Raw genomic sequence first — 16,993 nt, forward strand, 5'->3', positions numbered from 1 at the left:
TCCCACCAGAGCCAAGCTGACGCACTTTAACAGAGCGGATTTGGTATTATATAGAATCCCAGCTAGAACAGCTTAACTAATATTAGGAATTACAACCAAAATGTCACTATTAGAAGCACAGCAACTTACAATGCGATTCGGCGGTTTGACTGCGGTCAACCAGGTTAGTTTAACATTGGAAAAAGGCTCGATCGCCAGTTTGATAGGCCCCAACGGTGCCGGCAAAACTACCTTTTTTAATATGCTGACGGGTATCTACAAACCGAGTGGGGGACAATTGGTACTTGAAAATAAAAATATCACGGGTTTGCCTCCGGATCGCCTGACAACTTTCGGCATTGCTAGAACTTTTCAAAATATCCGTTTGTTTAACAATATGACTGTGCTTGATAATGTTTTAGTAGGCAGACACTGCCGATTAAAAACAGGTTTGTTAGGCGCAATCCTCCGCACTCCGGCTGTGATGATTGAGGAACGAGAAGCTAAAATAAAAGCGCTCACTATGCTTGATTTTGTCGGTTTAGGTGCTGCTAAAGCGCCGGAGTTGGCAAAAAACCTTTCCTACGGCGACCAGCGCAGATTGGAAATTGCGAGGGCTTTGGCATCTGACCCGAAAGTTTTGCTTTTGGACGAACCTACGGCGGGGATGAATCCGAACGAAACGGCTGATTTAACTCGCTTTATTTACCGAATTCGCGATGAGTTGAATTTGAGTATTTTGCTGATTGAACATGATATGAAAGTGGTGATGGGAATTAGCGATCGCGTGAGTGTTATGGAGTACGGTACTAAAATTGCTGAGGGCACTCCGGCAGAAGTTCGCGCAGATCCTCGCGTGATTGAGGCATATTTGGGAAAAGAAGAAGATGGACATGGATAATGGGTATTGTGTGCCGACAGATAAGTGAGGTGGGCAGTGTTTATCCTGGGAATAAATGATATAATGTCCAGCCAATTAACCCAATAAAATTAGGGGCGGGTTTCACCAAAAATCTGTCATTCAAACCGATAATATTTATCAACCCGCCCAGGGCGACAGCATTTTATAACGAGCAATTCAACGGCAACGATAGGATGTGCGCCTCGCACACCCTACGGATTAACATTCGGGGTTTTTCCTAAACTTTTGATTTGACTTCCGACTTTGTTTTCTTGTGTTTTCTCTGCCTGACAAACAATCCTAAAAATATTGCAGTACCTAATACTGTGCTCGGTTCTGGAACTGCTTCTGCTTCTGCTTCTGTCTCTGCGATATTGTTCTTAACTTCTACTAACCTTAAGTTAGTGGCGCTGTTGAATGTCCGCGAATATACCCCAGAAGTGTACAGGAGGCTAGCTGCTGCACTTTCTTGAGCCAGAAAATTAAAGTTAATTTGTGTGGGTTTAAAGCTGTTGCTAACGAAGGCATTTCCATAAAAGCCACTAGAAGAGTCTAAACCGATGGCAAAGTGAAAAGAGTCTAACAAAATGTTAGTAACAGTGTTAATCACCCAGAAAGATATACTCCCATTCGCCCTAGCGCGTTCGGATTGGGGGTTGTCAACTGAGGTTAAAAGAGCTAAAAATGTCTGGAAAGTAAAGGAAAAAGTTTCTTCGGCATCAATGAAGAAGTCGCCGATCACTGCTGCTTGACTTTGGGCTAAACCGGAATAGTTATTCCCGCTGCCTATGACTGCACTTAGCGAGAGATTTGCTGCCAGCAATTCGTGACAGTTAGATATAAAAACTGCATCAGCAGTCGCCGCGCTAATAACTGAACCGCTGTTAGCTATGGCCTGAGTGTAAGTGTTAATGTTAGTAAATGTACCTGTGTCAGTCGGTGTGTGACTGATGTTGTCAATCATTACTGCTGCTGCAGAACCTGCTATTGTGGCAGCACGGCTGGGCGCTACACCTACACTCAAGCTGGTTACTAAAGGAGTTGCTAATAAAAATGCGATCGATCCACTAATGTGATTGAATTTCATGGTGAATTTCCTTAAATTTGAAACATTTTAAGTGTTGTTATTGGTGAGTTGTAGCGGTTGGTTTCGCTTACGTATCAATACTACCTATTTACTTAGAGATTTTTGTAAAGCTACTGTCAAGAAATCGTATGTTTAAGTAAAAATTATGTAAAGTTGGCCGCCACAGCTACTAAAAATACATTGTATGGGAGCTAGGGCTGGTGTCGATCTAGGTAAAATTACTGCTTACTCTAAAAAAGCTTGATTTTAAATAAATGCAATAAAATTTTATAATAAGTCGGGATAATATAATAAGGCACAAAGCAGAAAGAGTAATTATGTTGGAAATTAAAGACATTCACACCTACTACGGGAATATCCACGCTCTCAAAGGAGTATCGCTAACAGTCTCGCAGGGAGAAGTTGTGACATTAATCGGCAGCAACGGGGCGGGGAAAACGACCACTCTCCGCACGATTCAAGGACTGCTGCGCCCGCGCCAAGGCACTGTATTATTTGAGGGAAAGCCTTTAGAAGCACTATCTACAGAGGCGATCGTCCGTTTGGGGATTTCTCAAAGTCCCGAAGGGCGGTTGATTTTTCCGCGCATGACGGTGCAAGAAAACCTGGAAATGGGTGCTTATCTCCGCAATGATACTCTCGGTATCAAGTCCGATATGGAAAAAGCATTAAATTTATTTCCCCGTTTGCGAGAAAGAATTAGTCAAAAAGGGGGAACTCTCAGCGGCGGCGAACAGCAAATGTTGGCGATCGCCCGGGCTTTGATGTCGCGCCCCCGCTTGTTATTATTGGACGAGCCGAGTATGGGATTGGCACCGATGTTAGTCAGTCAAATTTTTGCGATCGTCCGCGATATTAATGCTGAAGGAACAACTATTTTACTGGTGGAACAAAACGCTCGCATGGCTTTAAGTGTAGCCCACCGCGGCTATGTCATCCAAACAGGTCAGGTTGTAGTCGCCGGTAGTGCTAGCGATTTGCAGTCAAATGAAACTGTTCGCAAAGCATATTTAGGTGAAAGTTAAATATGGGCCTTGGGCATGGGGCATTGGTTATTGAAACTGACAACTAACAACCAAAAACCAACAAATAACAAATAATATCGTTTCCGGTTGCATCGGTATTGTTCAAACAGTCAACAGTCAACAGTCAACAGTCAACAATTCCGGAGAAGTGCAACCGGAATTGATATAACACATTATCCTATTTGCGATCGCAACTTCCCCGTTTCCAATTCCGTCTCAAAAGCCGCCCGCACCTTTTCCCACTCTGCTTGAGCTTCCAACAGGCGATCGCGCGCCGTACTCACATCAAAAACCTGTTCCCCTCCAGACTCAACCGCCACGCGGCCCATATACTCCAACTCCTTGCAAACAGCAGAAAAAGACACGGCTCCTAAATTGGCGCTGCTCGACTTCAACGTGTGAGAAGCTAGCTTCAAACTATCAGCATCGCCGAGAAAAATAGCCTCCTTAATAGTTTCTAAATGTTGCGGTGCGTCTACCAAATATATCTTAATCAGCTCCCCCAAAAAATCTGGGTCTTCATCATCGTCTAGCTCGCGGAGATTTTGCAAAATATGAAAATCAATCGGCGAATCTGCTCCCGGTTGAACGCTCGAAGATGCCGCAGCATCACTGTCAACTTGATCGGAAATATCTTGATTGTTTTGCTCAGTAACCGCATCCAATTCATCCCGAATCAGAGGTGAGCACTTGCTTAAGGCGATCGCCAACTCTTCCCGACGCACCGGCTTAGTAATATAATCGTCCATACCTGCTTCCAGACACTTTTCGCGATCGCCCTGCATCGCATTAGCAGTCATCGCAATAATTCTCGGCTTCTTGTTAGCAGGCCATTCCTGACAAATGCGGCGCGTCGCTTCCAACCCATCCATGTTCGGCATCTGCACATCCATCAGCACAACATCGTAAGATTGCCGCTTCAGCGCCTCCAAAACCTCCAACCCATTAGCCGCAATATCAGCCCGATATCCTATCCTGTCGAGTAAATGCGTAGCGACTTTTTGATTCACCACATTGTCCTCAGCCAGCAAAATCCGAATCTGACTAGAATTAGTTGCATCCTGTCCGGCAGAATTCGCCGCAACCTGCCTCAAAACAGCAGGCGTCCGCTGCACGCGGTGTTGTTCTTGAGAATTTTCAAAATACTTCAGTCCCGAAGTCAAAGTCACCACATTTGAAGCTTCTCCCCTGCCGCTTCTGCCAGTAACATATCCAAAAACTTGCAGCAACACATTATAAAACTGGGACTGTTTTAAAGGCTTAGTTAAAAAAGCCGAAAAATGTACTTCTGTAGTTTCAAGTTTTTTCCAAACTTCCGCCTTACTTAAATAAGTAAACAGCACCAAAGGTAGTGCTATTTTGCGAGGGTTTTTAACGATGACATTCGGGTTTAGACCGTCGCCGCCGGACAACTGGCTCAGCTCAAATTTCCGAATCTCCACAGCCAAAGCCACACCGTCCATATCTGGTAGATTCATCGCCAAAATAGCTAAATCGAGCGGCGAATTTCCTTTGATGATTTCCAACGCCTCAGCACCGGAAGTTACAGCCACGGGTATCATTCCCCAAGACTCTGCCTGCCGGATCAAAACTTGCCGGTTAATGGCATGATGCTCAACAATTAACAAGCGCTTACCAGTGGCAAATTCGGGCCTTTTTTCCTCAGCCCGGATGTCATTCGCTTCAGCAGTCACCGTGAAATAAAAAATCGAACCCGAACCCGATATCGACGGCGGAGTAAATTCTGCAGGCGACCTTCCAGCAATACTTTGTCCGATCGCAGAAACGGCCGGTTGAGACTTAGAACTTCCCGGAGTAACCTGGCTGACAACCCACATTGTACCGCCCATCATATCGCTCAAACGCTGGCTGATAGCCAGTCCCAAACCCGTCCCGCCGTAATGTCGCGTTGTCGAAGCATCCACCTGCGAAAAAGCTTTAAACAGGCGATCCATCCGGTCTGGCGGAATGCCAATTCCCGTATCTTGGACAGCAAATTGAATCTCGTATTGTCTGCTACGTGCCACCTCTCTCTGGTTAATTGCTAGCGGTTGTGGCTCTAGAATATTAATTTTTTCCGGCAAACTATTAGCAGCTACCTGTTCAATTTGCCTAGCCGTACAGCACACCACAATTTCTCCAGATTCTGTAAACTTAACTGCATTGCCCAGCAGATTTACCAAAATTTGGCGCAGCCTCGTGACATCTCCTAAAATGTTTTTCGGAACAGAATCATCAATAAAGTAAGCCAGCTCTAAACCTTTTTCGGAGGCTCTCGGAGCCAGTAATTCTAGAGATTCTTCTATACAGTTTTGCAGCTCGAAGGGGCTGCGTTCTAAATCCAATTTACCCGATTCAATCTTGGAAAAGTCGAGAATATCGTTAATAATAGTCAGCAAAGCATCGCCGCTGGTACGAATTGTCTCCACAAAATCCCGCTGTTCAGGAGTTAATTCCATATCCAGCAGCAAGCCCGTCATCCCGATTACCGCATTCATCGGAGTGCGGATTTCGTGACTCATAGTCGCTAAAAATTCGCTCTTAGCTCTATTAGCAACTTCCGCCGCTTGTCGTGCTTGATCCAAAGCTTCATTTTGCTCGGCTAACTGCCGCTGTCGCTGAACTTCCGTTTCTAAAAGTTGTGCTTGAGCTAAGGTAATGCCGACTTGAGCGGCCACATCTTCTAATAGTTCTATTTCGTCCGGATTCCACTGGCGAGTTGCATCGCACTGGTGCAAAGTAATAATTCCATTCGGTTCTCCTTGATAGGAAGTGCGAACAGCCAACATAGATTTTAATCCAATGCGGCGGCACATCGGCCCCGAAGATTCCAGCAAAGGATCGGCAAACACATCGGGAGATGCCAGGGCTATATCTTCAGCGAGGAGTTTTTCTGTGTAGGGGTTATAAGTAACAGAAAGTTCTAAATCTAAAGCGGATTCGTGACCGGGTTCTAAGTATTCCGCAACGCAAGGAAGGTGGGGATAAGGTTCGGAAAGATAGGTGTGAATTGTACAGCGATTGACACCAAATACGCGGCCGATTTGGGTGGCGGTAGTTTGAAAAATTTCTTGAGTGTCTAAGGTCGATCGCACTTTTTGAGTAATTTGTTTGAGTAGTAAAACGCGCTGGTACTGACGTTGCAAAGTTCGCTCTCGCTCTTCGCGGGCAATTTCTGCGCCGATGTAATTGCCCATCAACTTTAAAATTTCAAAATTCAGCGGTTTAAAAGGAGATTTAGTGGTGCGAGAAGTAAAGCTCAAAGTGCCAAAAATTCGCCCTTGCACCATTACCCTCGTCCCCACAAAAGCCTCCAACTTGCGGACGCTGTAAGCGGGGTGGTTGCGCCATTGAGTAGTGCCGGCTGATTCGACAGAAATAGGTTCACTCGATCGCAAAACCTCTCGCTCAAAGGTTCTGCTCAAAGCAAAACCGTCTCCTTTCGCAAATCCAAAGGGAAAATCTTCCGGTACATAAGCCGCAATCACTTCGTAGCGATCGCCCAAAACCCTGCCCAACAGCCCGATATCCATCCCAAACTGACTACAGCCCATTGCCAGCAACCGGATCGTTCGATCGTCAAAAGAGCCTTCCGAGCTCACCATTACCTCGTAGAGCGATCGAATTGCCCGCTCGCTTTCCCGCAGTTCCTCAACTCCTTCGAGGCGGTTGCAGACATCGTGCAAAGTCCCGAAAATTCCCGCTATTTGGCCTTGCGAATTCCGCCGGACTTGGGCAAATAGTTCCACGGAAACAAAGCCGGAATTACTGTGAATTCCCAAGGAGTTTTTCCCCGGAACAGACTTGGACTTAAATCGCAGTTCTCGCCGTTCAAATTCCGACTTACCCGACAGCAAAGACTCCAATAAGTTTGCACATTGCTCGCGCTCATCTGGATGCACCCACTCTAAAAAATTAGTTTCCAAACTTTCGGACACCGAGAAATTCGTAATTTCCGTCCAAGCGCGGTTGAGAAATTTCCAAACCCCCGCCGCATCTATGTGAAAAATTACTGTTGCTTTCAAAGAGTCAAATAGATGGAATTGTTCTCGATCATGCTCGCGGTTTTTGACTTCAAACTGCTTGTTTGGAGTAATATCTGTATGAGTTCCTACTACCCGCAGCGGTTTCCCAGTAGCGCTGCGTAAAACTTGACCTCGGTTCAGCACCCAGACAGTGCTGCCGTCTTTACAGTACATCCGATATTCTGCTGCAAAATCCGGTGTCTTTTGGGCGAAGTGGTCTTCTAAAGCTGCCTTTACCGAGTCAATATCATCTCGGTGGATGCGACTCCACCATTCCGATCGGCGATTCGAGATTTCCCCTTCTTGGTAGCCCAGCATTTCTTGCCACCGCGCCGAATAAAAAAACTCATCTGTTTCGAGATTCCAGTCCCAAATCCCCTGATTATTGACTGCAGGGGGGAGATTTGGCCGCTCTACCAAACTGTGGTGAGAAATTTCAGCCACCTCGTAGCTATTTGCGGCTGTCCGCTGTATTTCTGCAGAGAGTTTTTTGTATTGAGCGTTGCTAGATTCTAGCTGGCGCTGCAAAGCGATCAAGCCAGAATGCAGAGATTTTGAATCCAGCGCTTGTAAAAGGATAGTTTTAGGATTGATAATCCCGAGCGGGTGATTTGTTTCGTTGATGACTAATAAAGGCAACTGGCAGTAGTGTTTTTGCAGCAGCGCGACGGCTGCTTCGAGGGTAGAGTGCGATCGCACCAGCGGCGGCGAACTGCTGCAAATTGCTGCCGCTTTAATTTTGTTAGAGTCTCTGCCCAGCGCCTGCAACTGCACAATATCCCGCGAACTTACCACCCCAACCAGTTTGTGAAGGTTGGGATTTGTAAATTTGGAATTGTGAGCCGCACCAGTCGAGTGTTGATCGGGGGTTTCAGTGATTAATACATAACTAACATTGTGTCTAAACATCAGTTGCGCCAAATAGCGAACCGAGGAATTAGAAGGAGCATGAATTATTCGTGAGGCTGCTATTTGAGGAATTTGATAAAGTTTAATTAAACTTGCAGGTAGCTCTAATTTCTGATTCACAATTGGCAGCGGCGGAGGAAACGCGAAAGCCGCAGGGGGCGAAGCGCTGCTAATTGCTTTTGGTGTCGATTCGCCAATTCCCTGCAACATTTGCACCAAGCTTTGAGAGCTAATTAAACCGACAAGTTCTTCAGTCTCGCTGACGACGGGCAAATGACTGATCTGATTTTTCTCCAGCAGATTTGCTAAGGCAAAAAAGTCGGGAATTTCCGATTCTCGGGCTACAGTTACGGTTCTGATCATGATTTGCTCGATCGCAAATCCCCTCAAAGCAGCGCCGATCGAATTTAGCTGTACGATATCTCGCGTTGTAAAAATCCCCAGCACTGTCTGGCTGCTCGGATAGGGAGCTTTTGAGCCGTTGAGACGCAGCCCATTGCCTCCTGCGTGTACCGCAGGCGGTATGCCGTTGTAAAAACCCGACTGTTCCCGCGATTGTGGGGAAGCCCCGTTGGTGGGATTTCCGAGTCGAGAATGCCCGCGCGGTTCTACCACGAGGACGTAACTGGCCCCTGTGCTGCTCATCAGCTCGATCGCCTTTTCTACAGGCGTCTCAGGGGTGACAGTGAGGGGATTGCGGTTGATGACCTGACTGAGGGAGGGAATAAACATCAGGGGGCATAAAAGTGATATTTGTTGGAAAAACCCGATCGCAAGCAGCAGATTGATTTAGAGGCTTTGCCCGCGAGATTTCCCAGCGCGCTCAAAGTTTCTGTACGATTAAACTCACCCCTACTTCCAGCATCTTGGCATTTAAAATTAATTCCGTGCCATATCCTGATCATTGACGGCTTCTGACTTTCAGAACCAATGCCATCTGCCAGAGGGCCCAGATGAAGGCGGACGGGTAATTCCTCGCCAGCCTAACTGCTGCGGGTTTACGAGCAAGAATTTCTGCGATTGTCTAGACTGCACCCTACTTTCTGCCCCTCAACGGAACTCTCGCTCGCATTCTGTTTGAGGCAAGATACCTGCACGCTACCAATTTACCAGCGACAGGAGGGGAATCACAACAGGACGACTTAGGTATGGCAACTGTGCAATTAGGGGTTCGAGGGTTCAAGGGTTCCAGGGTTCCAGGGTTCCGGGGCCAAACAGCCAGAAAATAAATAATTCTGAGCATAACTAATTCTATCTTATCCCAATTATGGCCGAGAGGATTTGAGCTTCAATTCTGGCGATCGAACTTGATGAGAATAGCGCTGTTCCCCGCCAGTGCAAAACTCGCATTGCCGCCCTTGAGCCTTAAGCTACCAACAACCTCATCCATTGTTTTAGAACTGAACTCCCGCACCGTGCCATTACCAGTTTTTATCAGCTCCGAAATATCAGCATTAACAGTGTAAGATGTTGCTCGGTCATTGACAACCAGCAAGTAAACATTCTTGCTAGCATCAAGAGTTGCAACTGCCATTAAATCCGAACTGTTAGTGATAGGAAAAAAGGTAGCTTTCCCGCCCTGCAAAGCACTAATTCCCATCCGCAAAGCATAGTAGCCTGCGCGCCGTTTTCCCCCGTCCCCTAGCAAACCTTCCGCCCCTGCGGGCTTGCCCCAGTCGTACAAACAGAATATGTGACTGCCGTCAATATAATTATCCCCCGGTTGGGAACCTCGAATCAAATTCTTAATCAAATTTAAAGCTAAAGATAAATCGCCGTAGCTCATGTTGTAAGTTCCCCATTCTCCTACCCAAAGCTGCGAGTTAGCGCGGACAGTACCGTTCATCCAGCCGCGCACTTTACGGGTGTAGTTAGAAATATCTGCATCGTAGTTGTGGACATTGACTGTATCGAAATAATTCGGTATTTCCTGCAAAGCACTAGCCGGCCAATTGCTGCCACCTACGGTTTTCGGGCCGTGGATGCGGTAAGTGCGATCGGGCAAATAAGTTTTATAAACAAAGTCGATCGCCTCTTTTGCCACCTTAACCAATTCAAAATAGTCAGCCCTAGTCCCGCCCCAACCCTGATCCCGATTATCCGGTTCGTTGTGAATTTCCCAATCATCAACGCGGTAATCATTGCGAACATTCAGCCAATAAACAGTAGCAAAAACGTGTTCCCACCACTCGTTCCAATCTTCTCCTGTGCGCGGCGGATTTAGTTGCAGCGCCCAACTCGGCTTCCAGCCATTATCTACATTGCGAATGCTGACAACCGGGCGAATATTTGCTTGTTTTAGAGTATTAAAAATAGTCCTGGCATTGCCTTGCCAAACCGTACCCGGTTTTCCCGACCACCAATAATCGCTACCCTGGGGCGGATTAGTCATAATCTGATCCCAATGTGCCCAATTAATTATATTTGGATTTGTCTTAATTTCGTCAATAGATGGCCAACCGTATTTACCGTCGTCGTCTTCGGCTTCCCACCGGGACATCCCGCCGTAAATGCGGTAGGTATTAATTCCCAAATCTTGCAAATCTTTGATGTCGAAATTGATATTGCCTTCGACTGCACCGATGTAGCGAGTGCTAACACCCGCAGCATTGCCGGAAATTTTAATTGTTTCGATGTTTTGAGAAAAAATTGTCGTTCCGCTGAACAACCCTATGCCAATAGCCATTAAAATGGCGATGGTAAAATTCCGAATAATTGTTTTTGATAACACGTGATTATTACCTACTAATTTAGGTTATTTTATGCCCCATGTAAAGAAACCTATCCCTAATCTAACTCGACGGGCGATCGAGTTTGTTAGCTGTTGTAAGAAAAAAGCATTAACTATACCAATTTTAATAATTGATACATAAAGTAACATAGCACGGGTAGCAGTCAAAAGTGAAGGTTCACATCGAACAACAACAGTAAAATATTTCGGTATAACAATTAACCCGATAAACTGCGTCAAATATCTGGCGGATGACAACGCCACAAGGAACCCAGACAGCGCTCATATTTGATATAGTTGTGTTAAAAAAAGATAGGTAAAACTAAAGTTAAACTCGACCTATCAAAATATATTTTACCTAAATTCTATCAGACTCACTTTCAAAGGCAACTATCCCGCTCTCAGTTTTTAGTTCTAGAAAGAGTGCTTAACCTCCAGCCCTCTCAAGGTAGGTTTTAAAATCTCTCTAATAGTCTAGAGATTTGGAATTCAGGCTTGAGGCTTTAAAAATTTTTAGTCTATTAACCAGCCCTGTCAAGGTGGTGAAGAAGACCCTCAAACCCGTGAAATATCGAAGGCTGCGATCGTTAAATCTGATTCTTTTAACAGGTGATTAAGAATCAACTAGGTTTATTGTCGATCGCCCAATGGTAGGATGAGGTAAAGCCGGTCGATCGCACCAATACGCTATGAGGGCAGTGTGCACCCAAAAACTACCAGATTTCAAATCGTTTGAGGGAGTTATAGACCAGGCTCGGCAGTCACCCCAGACAGGGCGGGTCATCAGCGTCAAACCGATCGCATTTGCCACATAACCGCAGCGTGAACCATCACTAAATTGCGCGCTGCGGTTATGCGGCAATGTTTTTTGAACACGGATTATATCTAGTGTTAGAGGAGTAAATGTTGAGATTTATTTGGCTGTTCAGTCGTCTTTAGACGACTGCGATCTGTGAGGCTGGAGTTTGAGCACCCGACGGGCTATAGCAAAAAGGGCGTTGCTTAATACAGGGATGAATTGAATAGTTCGGAATTGCCATCAGCCAAGTATGGTGAGTTTTGTAACTTCCGACAAAATTTGGTTCATACCGTTAATCAGCAACGCCGCAAAAAGTTCTTTGCCGTGTAACTGGTTCCCAGGCTCTTCCTAGGGACGAGGAAAAATATCTGCGTTAATCTGCGTGCATCTGCGGTAAAAAAACTCCCTTATTTCAACATCAAAGCAACTTCCTTAGCAAAATAAGTCAAAATTAAATCGGCACCAGCTCGTTTGATACTCGTCAAACTCTCCAAAATTATCCGCTTTTCATCAATCCAACCCAACTGTGCAGCAGCTTTGATCATTGCGTATTCGCCGCTGACATTATAAGCAGCTACGGGCAAATTAGTTGCTTCGCGCACTTGGCAGATAATATCCAGATAAGCCAAAGCAGGTTTTACCATCACAATATCTGCACCTTCTGCTATATCCAAAGCAATTTCTTTCAGTGCTTCTCGTGCATTAGCAGCATCCATTTGATAAGTCTTTTTATCTCCAAATTTTGGGGCAGAATCGAGGGCATCTCGAAACGGGCCGTAATAAGCAGAGGCATATTTTGCTGAATAAGCCAGGATTGCTGTATCGATGTATCCTGCCGCATCTAAGGCTTTGCGAATTGCGCCGATTCTGCCGTCCATCATGTCGGAAGGTGCTACCATATCCGCACCGGCGGCGGCTTGAGAAACTGCCATTTTTACTAAAACTTCTACAGTTGGATCGTTGAGAATTTTACCAGTTTCGTCAACTAAACCGTCGTGTCCGTGTGATGTGAAAGGGTCGAGGGCTACGTCGGTAATTACTACTATTTCGGGAATGTTTTGTTTGATAGCTTTGACTGTTTGTTGGACTAATCCTTCTGGGTTGTAGCTTTCGGTTCCGGTGTCATCTTTTTTGCTGTCTGAGATGACTGGGAAAAGGGCGATCGCATTAATTCCTAACTCCCAACATTCAGCTATTTCTTTTAGCAATAAATCCAAGGAATAGCGATAACAACCCGGCATGGATGCGATCTCAACTTTTTGCCATTCCCCTTCCATCACAAACATTGGATAGATGAGATCGTCAACGGTTAGGTGATTTTCCCGTACCATCCGCCGCAAAGCTGGTGTACGGCGGAGGCGGCGGGGACGGATGGTTGTGAGGGAGGGATTTTGATTGTTTGGAGTGGGAACGGCGGACTCGACGTTATTTGGGGCTGACATAGGAACTGGATGCAATAATGATAATCATTATTATTACATTCTTGCGCGCAGTGGTAGCGCCACGGAATTGAAAAAACAACTCCTCACGCCTGTGTGACAAGCTATTTCACCAATCTGTTCTATTTTGAGCAGAATAGCATCGCCGTCGCAATCGTAAAATATTTGTTTGACTTTTTGGATGTGCCCAGATGTCGCGCCTTTGTGCCAAAATTCAGAGCGTGAGCGGCTCCAATAGTGTGCTTCTCCTGTAGCTAGAGTCTGCTTAATTGACTCTTTGTTCATCCAAGCCATCATTAAAATGGTACCATCTCGATCGTCCTGGGCGATCGCCGGAATCAAACCTCGATCGTTAAATTTTAAAGCTTCAATCCATAAATATTTTTGATCCATATTCAGTTTACAGGAGTTGTATTTTCTCAAGTAAGATTTTTTACCGCAGAGGGCGCAGAGGGCGCAGAGGGAGGAAAGGGAAAGAAAAGAGAGATAACAGGATGGAAATCAAATTCTGACTCTCTTTTCTTTTGTCAGCGCGGGCGGACGAAAGTTTGTATATCAGCGAATTTTATTCGCAGATGATTCTAGTGAAAGCTTGATTTGTGCGCGATTAAACTCATAAATTCTTGACGAGTTTTAGCATCTTCAGCAAACACTCCCCGCATCGCTGAAGTCGCCGTCCAAGAACCGGACTTTTGTACGCCACGCATTACCATGCACATATGAGTAGCTTCGATAACAATTGCTACACCTTGAGGTTTTAGCAATCCTTGAAGTGCATCAGCAATTTGTGCAGTTAAGCGTTCTTGCACTTGCAATCTGCGCCCGTACATTTCACAAATTCGAGCAATTTTTGACCGTCCAATTACTTTCCCGTTGGGGATGTAAGCAACGTGGGCGCGACCAATAATTGGCAGGACATGATGTTCGCAAGAACTGAAAATATCAATGTCCCGCACTAACACCATTTCGTTAGCATTTTCTGTGAATACTGCTCCGTTGAGCAGTTCGTCGAGAGATTGACGATAACCTCCAGTTAAGAACTGCAAGGCTTTGACAACTCGTTTCGGCGTATCTCGCAACCCTTCACGGTCGGGGTCTTCTCCCAATCCTAGCAGCAATGTACGCACTGCTTGCCTCATGTCTTCATCTGAGACTGGGGGTTGAGATTGGGTAGAAATCGATGACACTACACCATTTGGAGAAGTTAGTTCTAGACGAGTAGATCAAGTCATGCTTGCAGTTTGTGAAATGTTTAACAGTGGATATGGACTTTTAGTTACTAGATACTGAGATTGACGCAATCTTAAACTAAACAACTGTTAAGTTGTTCTCGAATTTGAGCGGTATCTAAGTTACGGCCGATGACTACGAGTTGATTCTTAGGTGGAGTCAACCATTCGTAAGCATTTAGTTCATAGCGCGCGCCACTAAGTTGAAATATGTGTCTCATCGGACTTTCTTCAAACCAGAGAATGCCTTTTGCCCGAAATACATCTAAGGGCATTTCTTCTGTGAGAAATTCTTGGAATTTGTGGAGATCAAAAGGTCGATCGCTCTGAAATGATAGCGAAATAAATCCGTCATTATCTAAGTGATTGGAGTGATGTCCGTGATGGTGATGTTCGTGATGATGCTCATGATGGTGATGTTCGTGTTCGTGTTCGTGTTCGTGATGCTCGTGTTTTTCCTCAGTTTCAAAACTATCGAAAAGTTCTGCTTGGGTTAAACCTACACCCAAAATTAAGGGTAAAGGAACTTCACCATATTCAGAGTGTAAAATTCTCGATCCTTCTTTCACAGTGCGAATGTAAGCTTCTAATTCTTCTACTTTTTCTGAAGGAGCTAAATCGGTTTTGTTCATCAGCACGATATCTGCAAATGCTACTTGTTTTAAAGCTGCTTCGCTGTCAAAATGATCGGTGGTGAATGTTTCGCTATCGACTACGGTTAGTACAGAATCTAGACAGGTTAAATCCCGCAATTCCGTGCCGAGAAATGTCAATATAATCGGCAGCGGATCGGCAACTCCGGTGGTTTCAATTACCATGCAGTCGATACGGTCTTCCCGTTCTAAAACTCGGTATACTGCATCAACTAAGCCTTCGTTGATGGTGCAGCAAATACAGCCGTTGCTCAGCTCTACCATGTCATCTTCGGTAGAAATTAAAAGCTGTGAATCGATGTTAATATCGCCAAATTCGTTAACTAAAACTGCTACTTTTAAATCTTGGCGATTTTTGAGTATTTGATTGAGCAAAGTGGTTTTGCCACTGCCGAGAAAGCCGGTAATTATGGTTACGGGCATTCCTCTTTTGGGAAAATCGGAAATTAAATCTGGGGTTTGTACAGCGAGATTAGTCATTGTCCCTCATTGATTAATTGTAGAGGCCCTGCTGTTAGTTCAGAAAGCTGCTAAGTATCCCAAAGCTCTTGTGGATAGCACTTCCTAGCCAAAATTTAGGTGCGATCGCCTGTATCACACTCAATCGACTATGATAATCATTATCATAGTTTAGATGTGCTTTAAGCGCAAGCCCTAGAATTATTGCTCAGCTAGCTGATGACTCATAAACACTTCACTGTCATCCCTTTTCCAGATAAATCCCCTGTTATAAACGGGAATTTAAAACAATGTATTGAGGGCGAGTGCGATCGATAATTCCCTCCTCCTCCAGCCGACACATCAGGCGCGTCACCGTAATCCGCGTAATTCCCATCGCCTCAGAAATCTCTTGGTGAGTCAATCTCAGATCGATCAAAACTCCTTGTGCTACTCCCCGACCAAATTTTTTTGCCAACCAAGCTAATAGTTGCAACAGTCGATCGCGCAGACATTCGCTGCGAACAATGCAGAAAAATTCTTGAGTTTGCTGAAGATGTCGGAAAACTTCATCTAAGGATTGATAGCACAAATTTTGAGGAATGTAACTAATTTCTACATGAGTTTTGCTCTCAATTTGATAAGGTTGAACGCCTGACAACGACTGACCGAGTACGTCTCCAACTCCCCAATATCCGAGGGTTATTGGTGTTCCCTGTTCGCTCCAAGTCATGGTTCGGACGGCTCCCCGCTCAATTCGCAGTAAGCCGTTAAAGGGCATGGGTATCAACTGACGGCAGGTGAAAGTCTGCTGTCTGAGATTAGGGTCCAAGGCAGGAGTGTAGGTTAAAAGAGTCATAGGATTTAGGTTTAGCGTCACCGCTACTTTGGATAGAACGTACAGCTTAAGCTAATTGATAATTTATATCAACTAGCTGGAAGTAATTGCAATGCCCGACTGCTAAGCTTGAAACCCTTTGCGGGTGGTGTAAGAGACGTTTCGGAACTTGACAGTATCCGTGTCAGGGTCGTAGAGAGTATAATTTGCTTGTCCGCTGAGCCGACCCACATTCCCTACTCCGTTAGCGCAGCCCTCGAAGAGGATCGCCCTTCGCGCTGTTGCAGACACGGTTGCAGGCGGCTCTTGAGAGTCCAGAGTCATTACCCAGTTATTGATAATGGTGGGCTGTAATTGATACTCAAATGCTAAGCCCGATCGCCCGCAAAACAAAGTATTGGCATCAGCGCGGATAACGCGATGGAGCATCACAGGCGGCGGAGTCTCCGGGGTAAGCTCATCAGACGCGCTAACCGTACTCCCGTGAATCAACAAACAATCCAATTCATGAAAACCAAAATTCAAAGAGCGCAACCACTCTACAGTTTTCCGACTAACAGAACCCCAGAGCAACTTAATCGTATCTGTGCCGTATTTTTCTCGCAATTCTGCAGCATCAGGGCTAGAACCTATTCCGTGTAAGTTAAAACACTGTTCTTCCCACCACCCGATACAAATTTGAGGTTCGATTTCTCCTCGTTTGGGCGATCGGACTCGCTGCACTAATTTTTCGCAATCGGGATTCGGACCGACTAAATCGCCTAAGATATACAATTCGTCAACACGGATTCTCAGGCGCTTGATGTCAGCTAGTACAGCTTCATAAGCAGCCAGATTCCCTTCGATTCCAGTTAATATTGCCCAGTTTTTCATGTGTTTCAATTGTTGGTGATGTTAAAGGTTTTTGTGTGGTTAGTTTGGATGGTTTTTTCGGAATTTG

12 protein-coding genes are annotated in these 16,993 nt (G+C 45.4%); 2 read left to right on the forward strand and 10 right to left on the reverse strand.

From position 1 onward, the window contains the following. Window positions 1–100 precede the first annotated feature (100 nt). On the forward strand, window positions 101–880 hold the full coding sequence (locus NDI35_RS09530) for an ABC transporter ATP-binding protein (protein ID WP_445312523.1): 780 nt from the start codon (window positions 101–103) through the stop codon (window positions 878–880). Between the two features lie 238 nt (window positions 881–1,118). On the opposite strand, the gene NDI35_RS09535 is transcribed toward NDI35_RS09530, so the two are convergent. Then, window positions 1,119–1,967 (reverse strand): PEP-CTERM sorting domain-containing protein, encoded by an 849-nt coding sequence (locus tag NDI35_RS09535; protein ID WP_445312524.1) that lies wholly within the window; start codon window positions 1,965–1,967, stop codon window positions 1,119–1,121. Window positions 1,968–2,284: 317 nt separating this feature from the next. Here NDI35_RS09535 and NDI35_RS09540 point away from each other — a divergent pair, with 317 nt between their 5' ends. Continuing rightward, the gene (locus NDI35_RS09540) at window positions 2,285–2,992 is read left to right on the forward strand and encodes an ABC transporter ATP-binding protein (RefSeq protein WP_041623339.1); all 708 of its coding nucleotides are present in this window, start codon (window positions 2,285–2,287) and stop codon (window positions 2,990–2,992) included. Between the two features lie 173 nt (window positions 2,993–3,165). On the opposite strand, the gene NDI35_RS09545 is transcribed toward NDI35_RS09540, so the two are convergent. The 9 genes from NDI35_RS09545 to NDI35_RS09585 form a co-directional block, all read right to left on the reverse strand. Continuing rightward, window positions 3,166–8,658 (reverse strand): response regulator, encoded by a 5,493-nt coding sequence (locus tag NDI35_RS09545; RefSeq protein ID WP_445312525.1) that lies wholly within the window; start codon window positions 8,656–8,658, stop codon window positions 3,166–3,168. Between the two features lie 556 nt (window positions 8,659–9,214). Continuing rightward, window positions 9,215–10,657 carry a hypothetical protein gene (locus NDI35_RS09550; RefSeq protein ID WP_445312526.1) on the reverse strand — a complete coding sequence of 481 codons (1,443 nt, stop codon included), beginning with the start codon at window positions 10,655–10,657 and terminating at the stop codon, window positions 9,215–9,217. Between the two features lie 613 nt (window positions 10,658–11,270). Then, on the reverse strand, window positions 11,271–11,519 hold the full coding sequence (locus NDI35_RS09555) for a hypothetical protein (RefSeq protein ID WP_445312527.1): 249 nt from the start codon (window positions 11,517–11,519) through the stop codon (window positions 11,271–11,273). A gap of 344 nt (window positions 11,520–11,863) precedes the next feature. Continuing rightward, complete coding sequence (hemB, locus tag NDI35_RS09560; protein WP_445312528.1) at window positions 11,864–12,898, reverse strand: porphobilinogen synthase; 1,035 nt, start codon at window positions 12,896–12,898, stop codon at window positions 11,864–11,866. 33 nt (window positions 12,899–12,931) lie between these two features. Then, a complete protein-coding gene (gene hisI, locus NDI35_RS09565; RefSeq protein ID WP_445312529.1) occupies window positions 12,932–13,288 on the reverse strand; it encodes a phosphoribosyl-AMP cyclohydrolase in 357 nt (118 codons plus the stop codon). Between the two features lie 188 nt (window positions 13,289–13,476). Further along, window positions 13,477–14,082 carry a GTP cyclohydrolase I FolE gene (gene folE, locus NDI35_RS09570; protein ID WP_445312530.1) on the reverse strand — a complete coding sequence of 202 codons (606 nt, stop codon included), beginning with the start codon at window positions 14,080–14,082 and terminating at the stop codon, window positions 13,477–13,479. 116 nt (window positions 14,083–14,198) lie between these two features. Continuing rightward, on the reverse strand, window positions 14,199–15,257 hold the full coding sequence (locus NDI35_RS09575) for a CobW family GTP-binding protein (protein WP_445312531.1): 1,059 nt from the start codon (window positions 15,255–15,257) through the stop codon (window positions 14,199–14,201). Between the two features lie 247 nt (window positions 15,258–15,504). Further along, window positions 15,505–16,074: a Crp/Fnr family transcriptional regulator gene (locus NDI35_RS09580; RefSeq protein WP_445312532.1), complete on the reverse strand. Its 570-nt coding sequence runs from the start codon at window positions 16,072–16,074 to the stop codon at window positions 15,505–15,507. A 102-nt stretch (window positions 16,075–16,176) separates the two neighbouring features. Beyond that, window positions 16,177–16,926, reverse strand: coding sequence for a metallophosphatase (locus NDI35_RS09585; RefSeq protein ID WP_445312533.1), 750 nt, complete (start codon window positions 16,924–16,926; stop codon window positions 16,177–16,179). Window positions 16,927–16,993: the final 67 nt, after the last annotated feature.

Origin of the sequence: Microcoleus vaginatus FACHB-2002 (assembly GCF_040004035.1) — a bacterium.
In the GTDB taxonomy this organism is placed as follows: Bacteria; Cyanobacteriota; Cyanobacteriia; order Cyanobacteriales; family Microcoleaceae; genus Microcoleus; species Microcoleus vaginatus_C.

Coding starts and splice junctions, on each gene's coding strand:
- NDI35_RS09580 (WP_445312532.1), bottom strand. CDS start 16,074: ATGACTCTTTTAACCTACACTCCTGCCTTGGACCCTAATCTCAGACAG.
- hemB (WP_445312528.1), bottom strand. CDS start 12,898: ATGTCAGCCCCAAATAACGTCGAGTCCGCCGTTCCCACTCCAAACAAT.
- hisI (WP_445312529.1), bottom strand. CDS start 13,288: ATGGATCAAAAATATTTATGGATTGAAGCTTTAAAATTTAACGATCGA.
- NDI35_RS09545 (WP_445312525.1), bottom strand. CDS start 8,658: ATGTTTATTCCCTCCCTCAGTCAGGTCATCAACCGCAATCCCCTCACT.
- NDI35_RS09575 (WP_445312531.1), bottom strand. CDS start 15,257: ATGACTAATCTCGCTGTACAAACCCCAGATTTAATTTCCGATTTTCCC.
- NDI35_RS09585 (WP_445312533.1), bottom strand. CDS start 16,926: ATGAAAAACTGGGCAATATTAACTGGAATCGAAGGGAATCTGGCTGCT.
- NDI35_RS09540 (WP_041623339.1), top strand. CDS start 2,285: ATGTTGGAAATTAAAGACATTCACACCTACTACGGGAATATCCACGCT.
- NDI35_RS09530 (WP_445312523.1), top strand. CDS start 101: ATGTCACTATTAGAAGCACAGCAACTTACAATGCGATTCGGCGGTTTG.
- NDI35_RS09535 (WP_445312524.1), bottom strand. CDS start 1,967: ATGAAATTCAATCACATTAGTGGATCGATCGCATTTTTATTAGCAACT.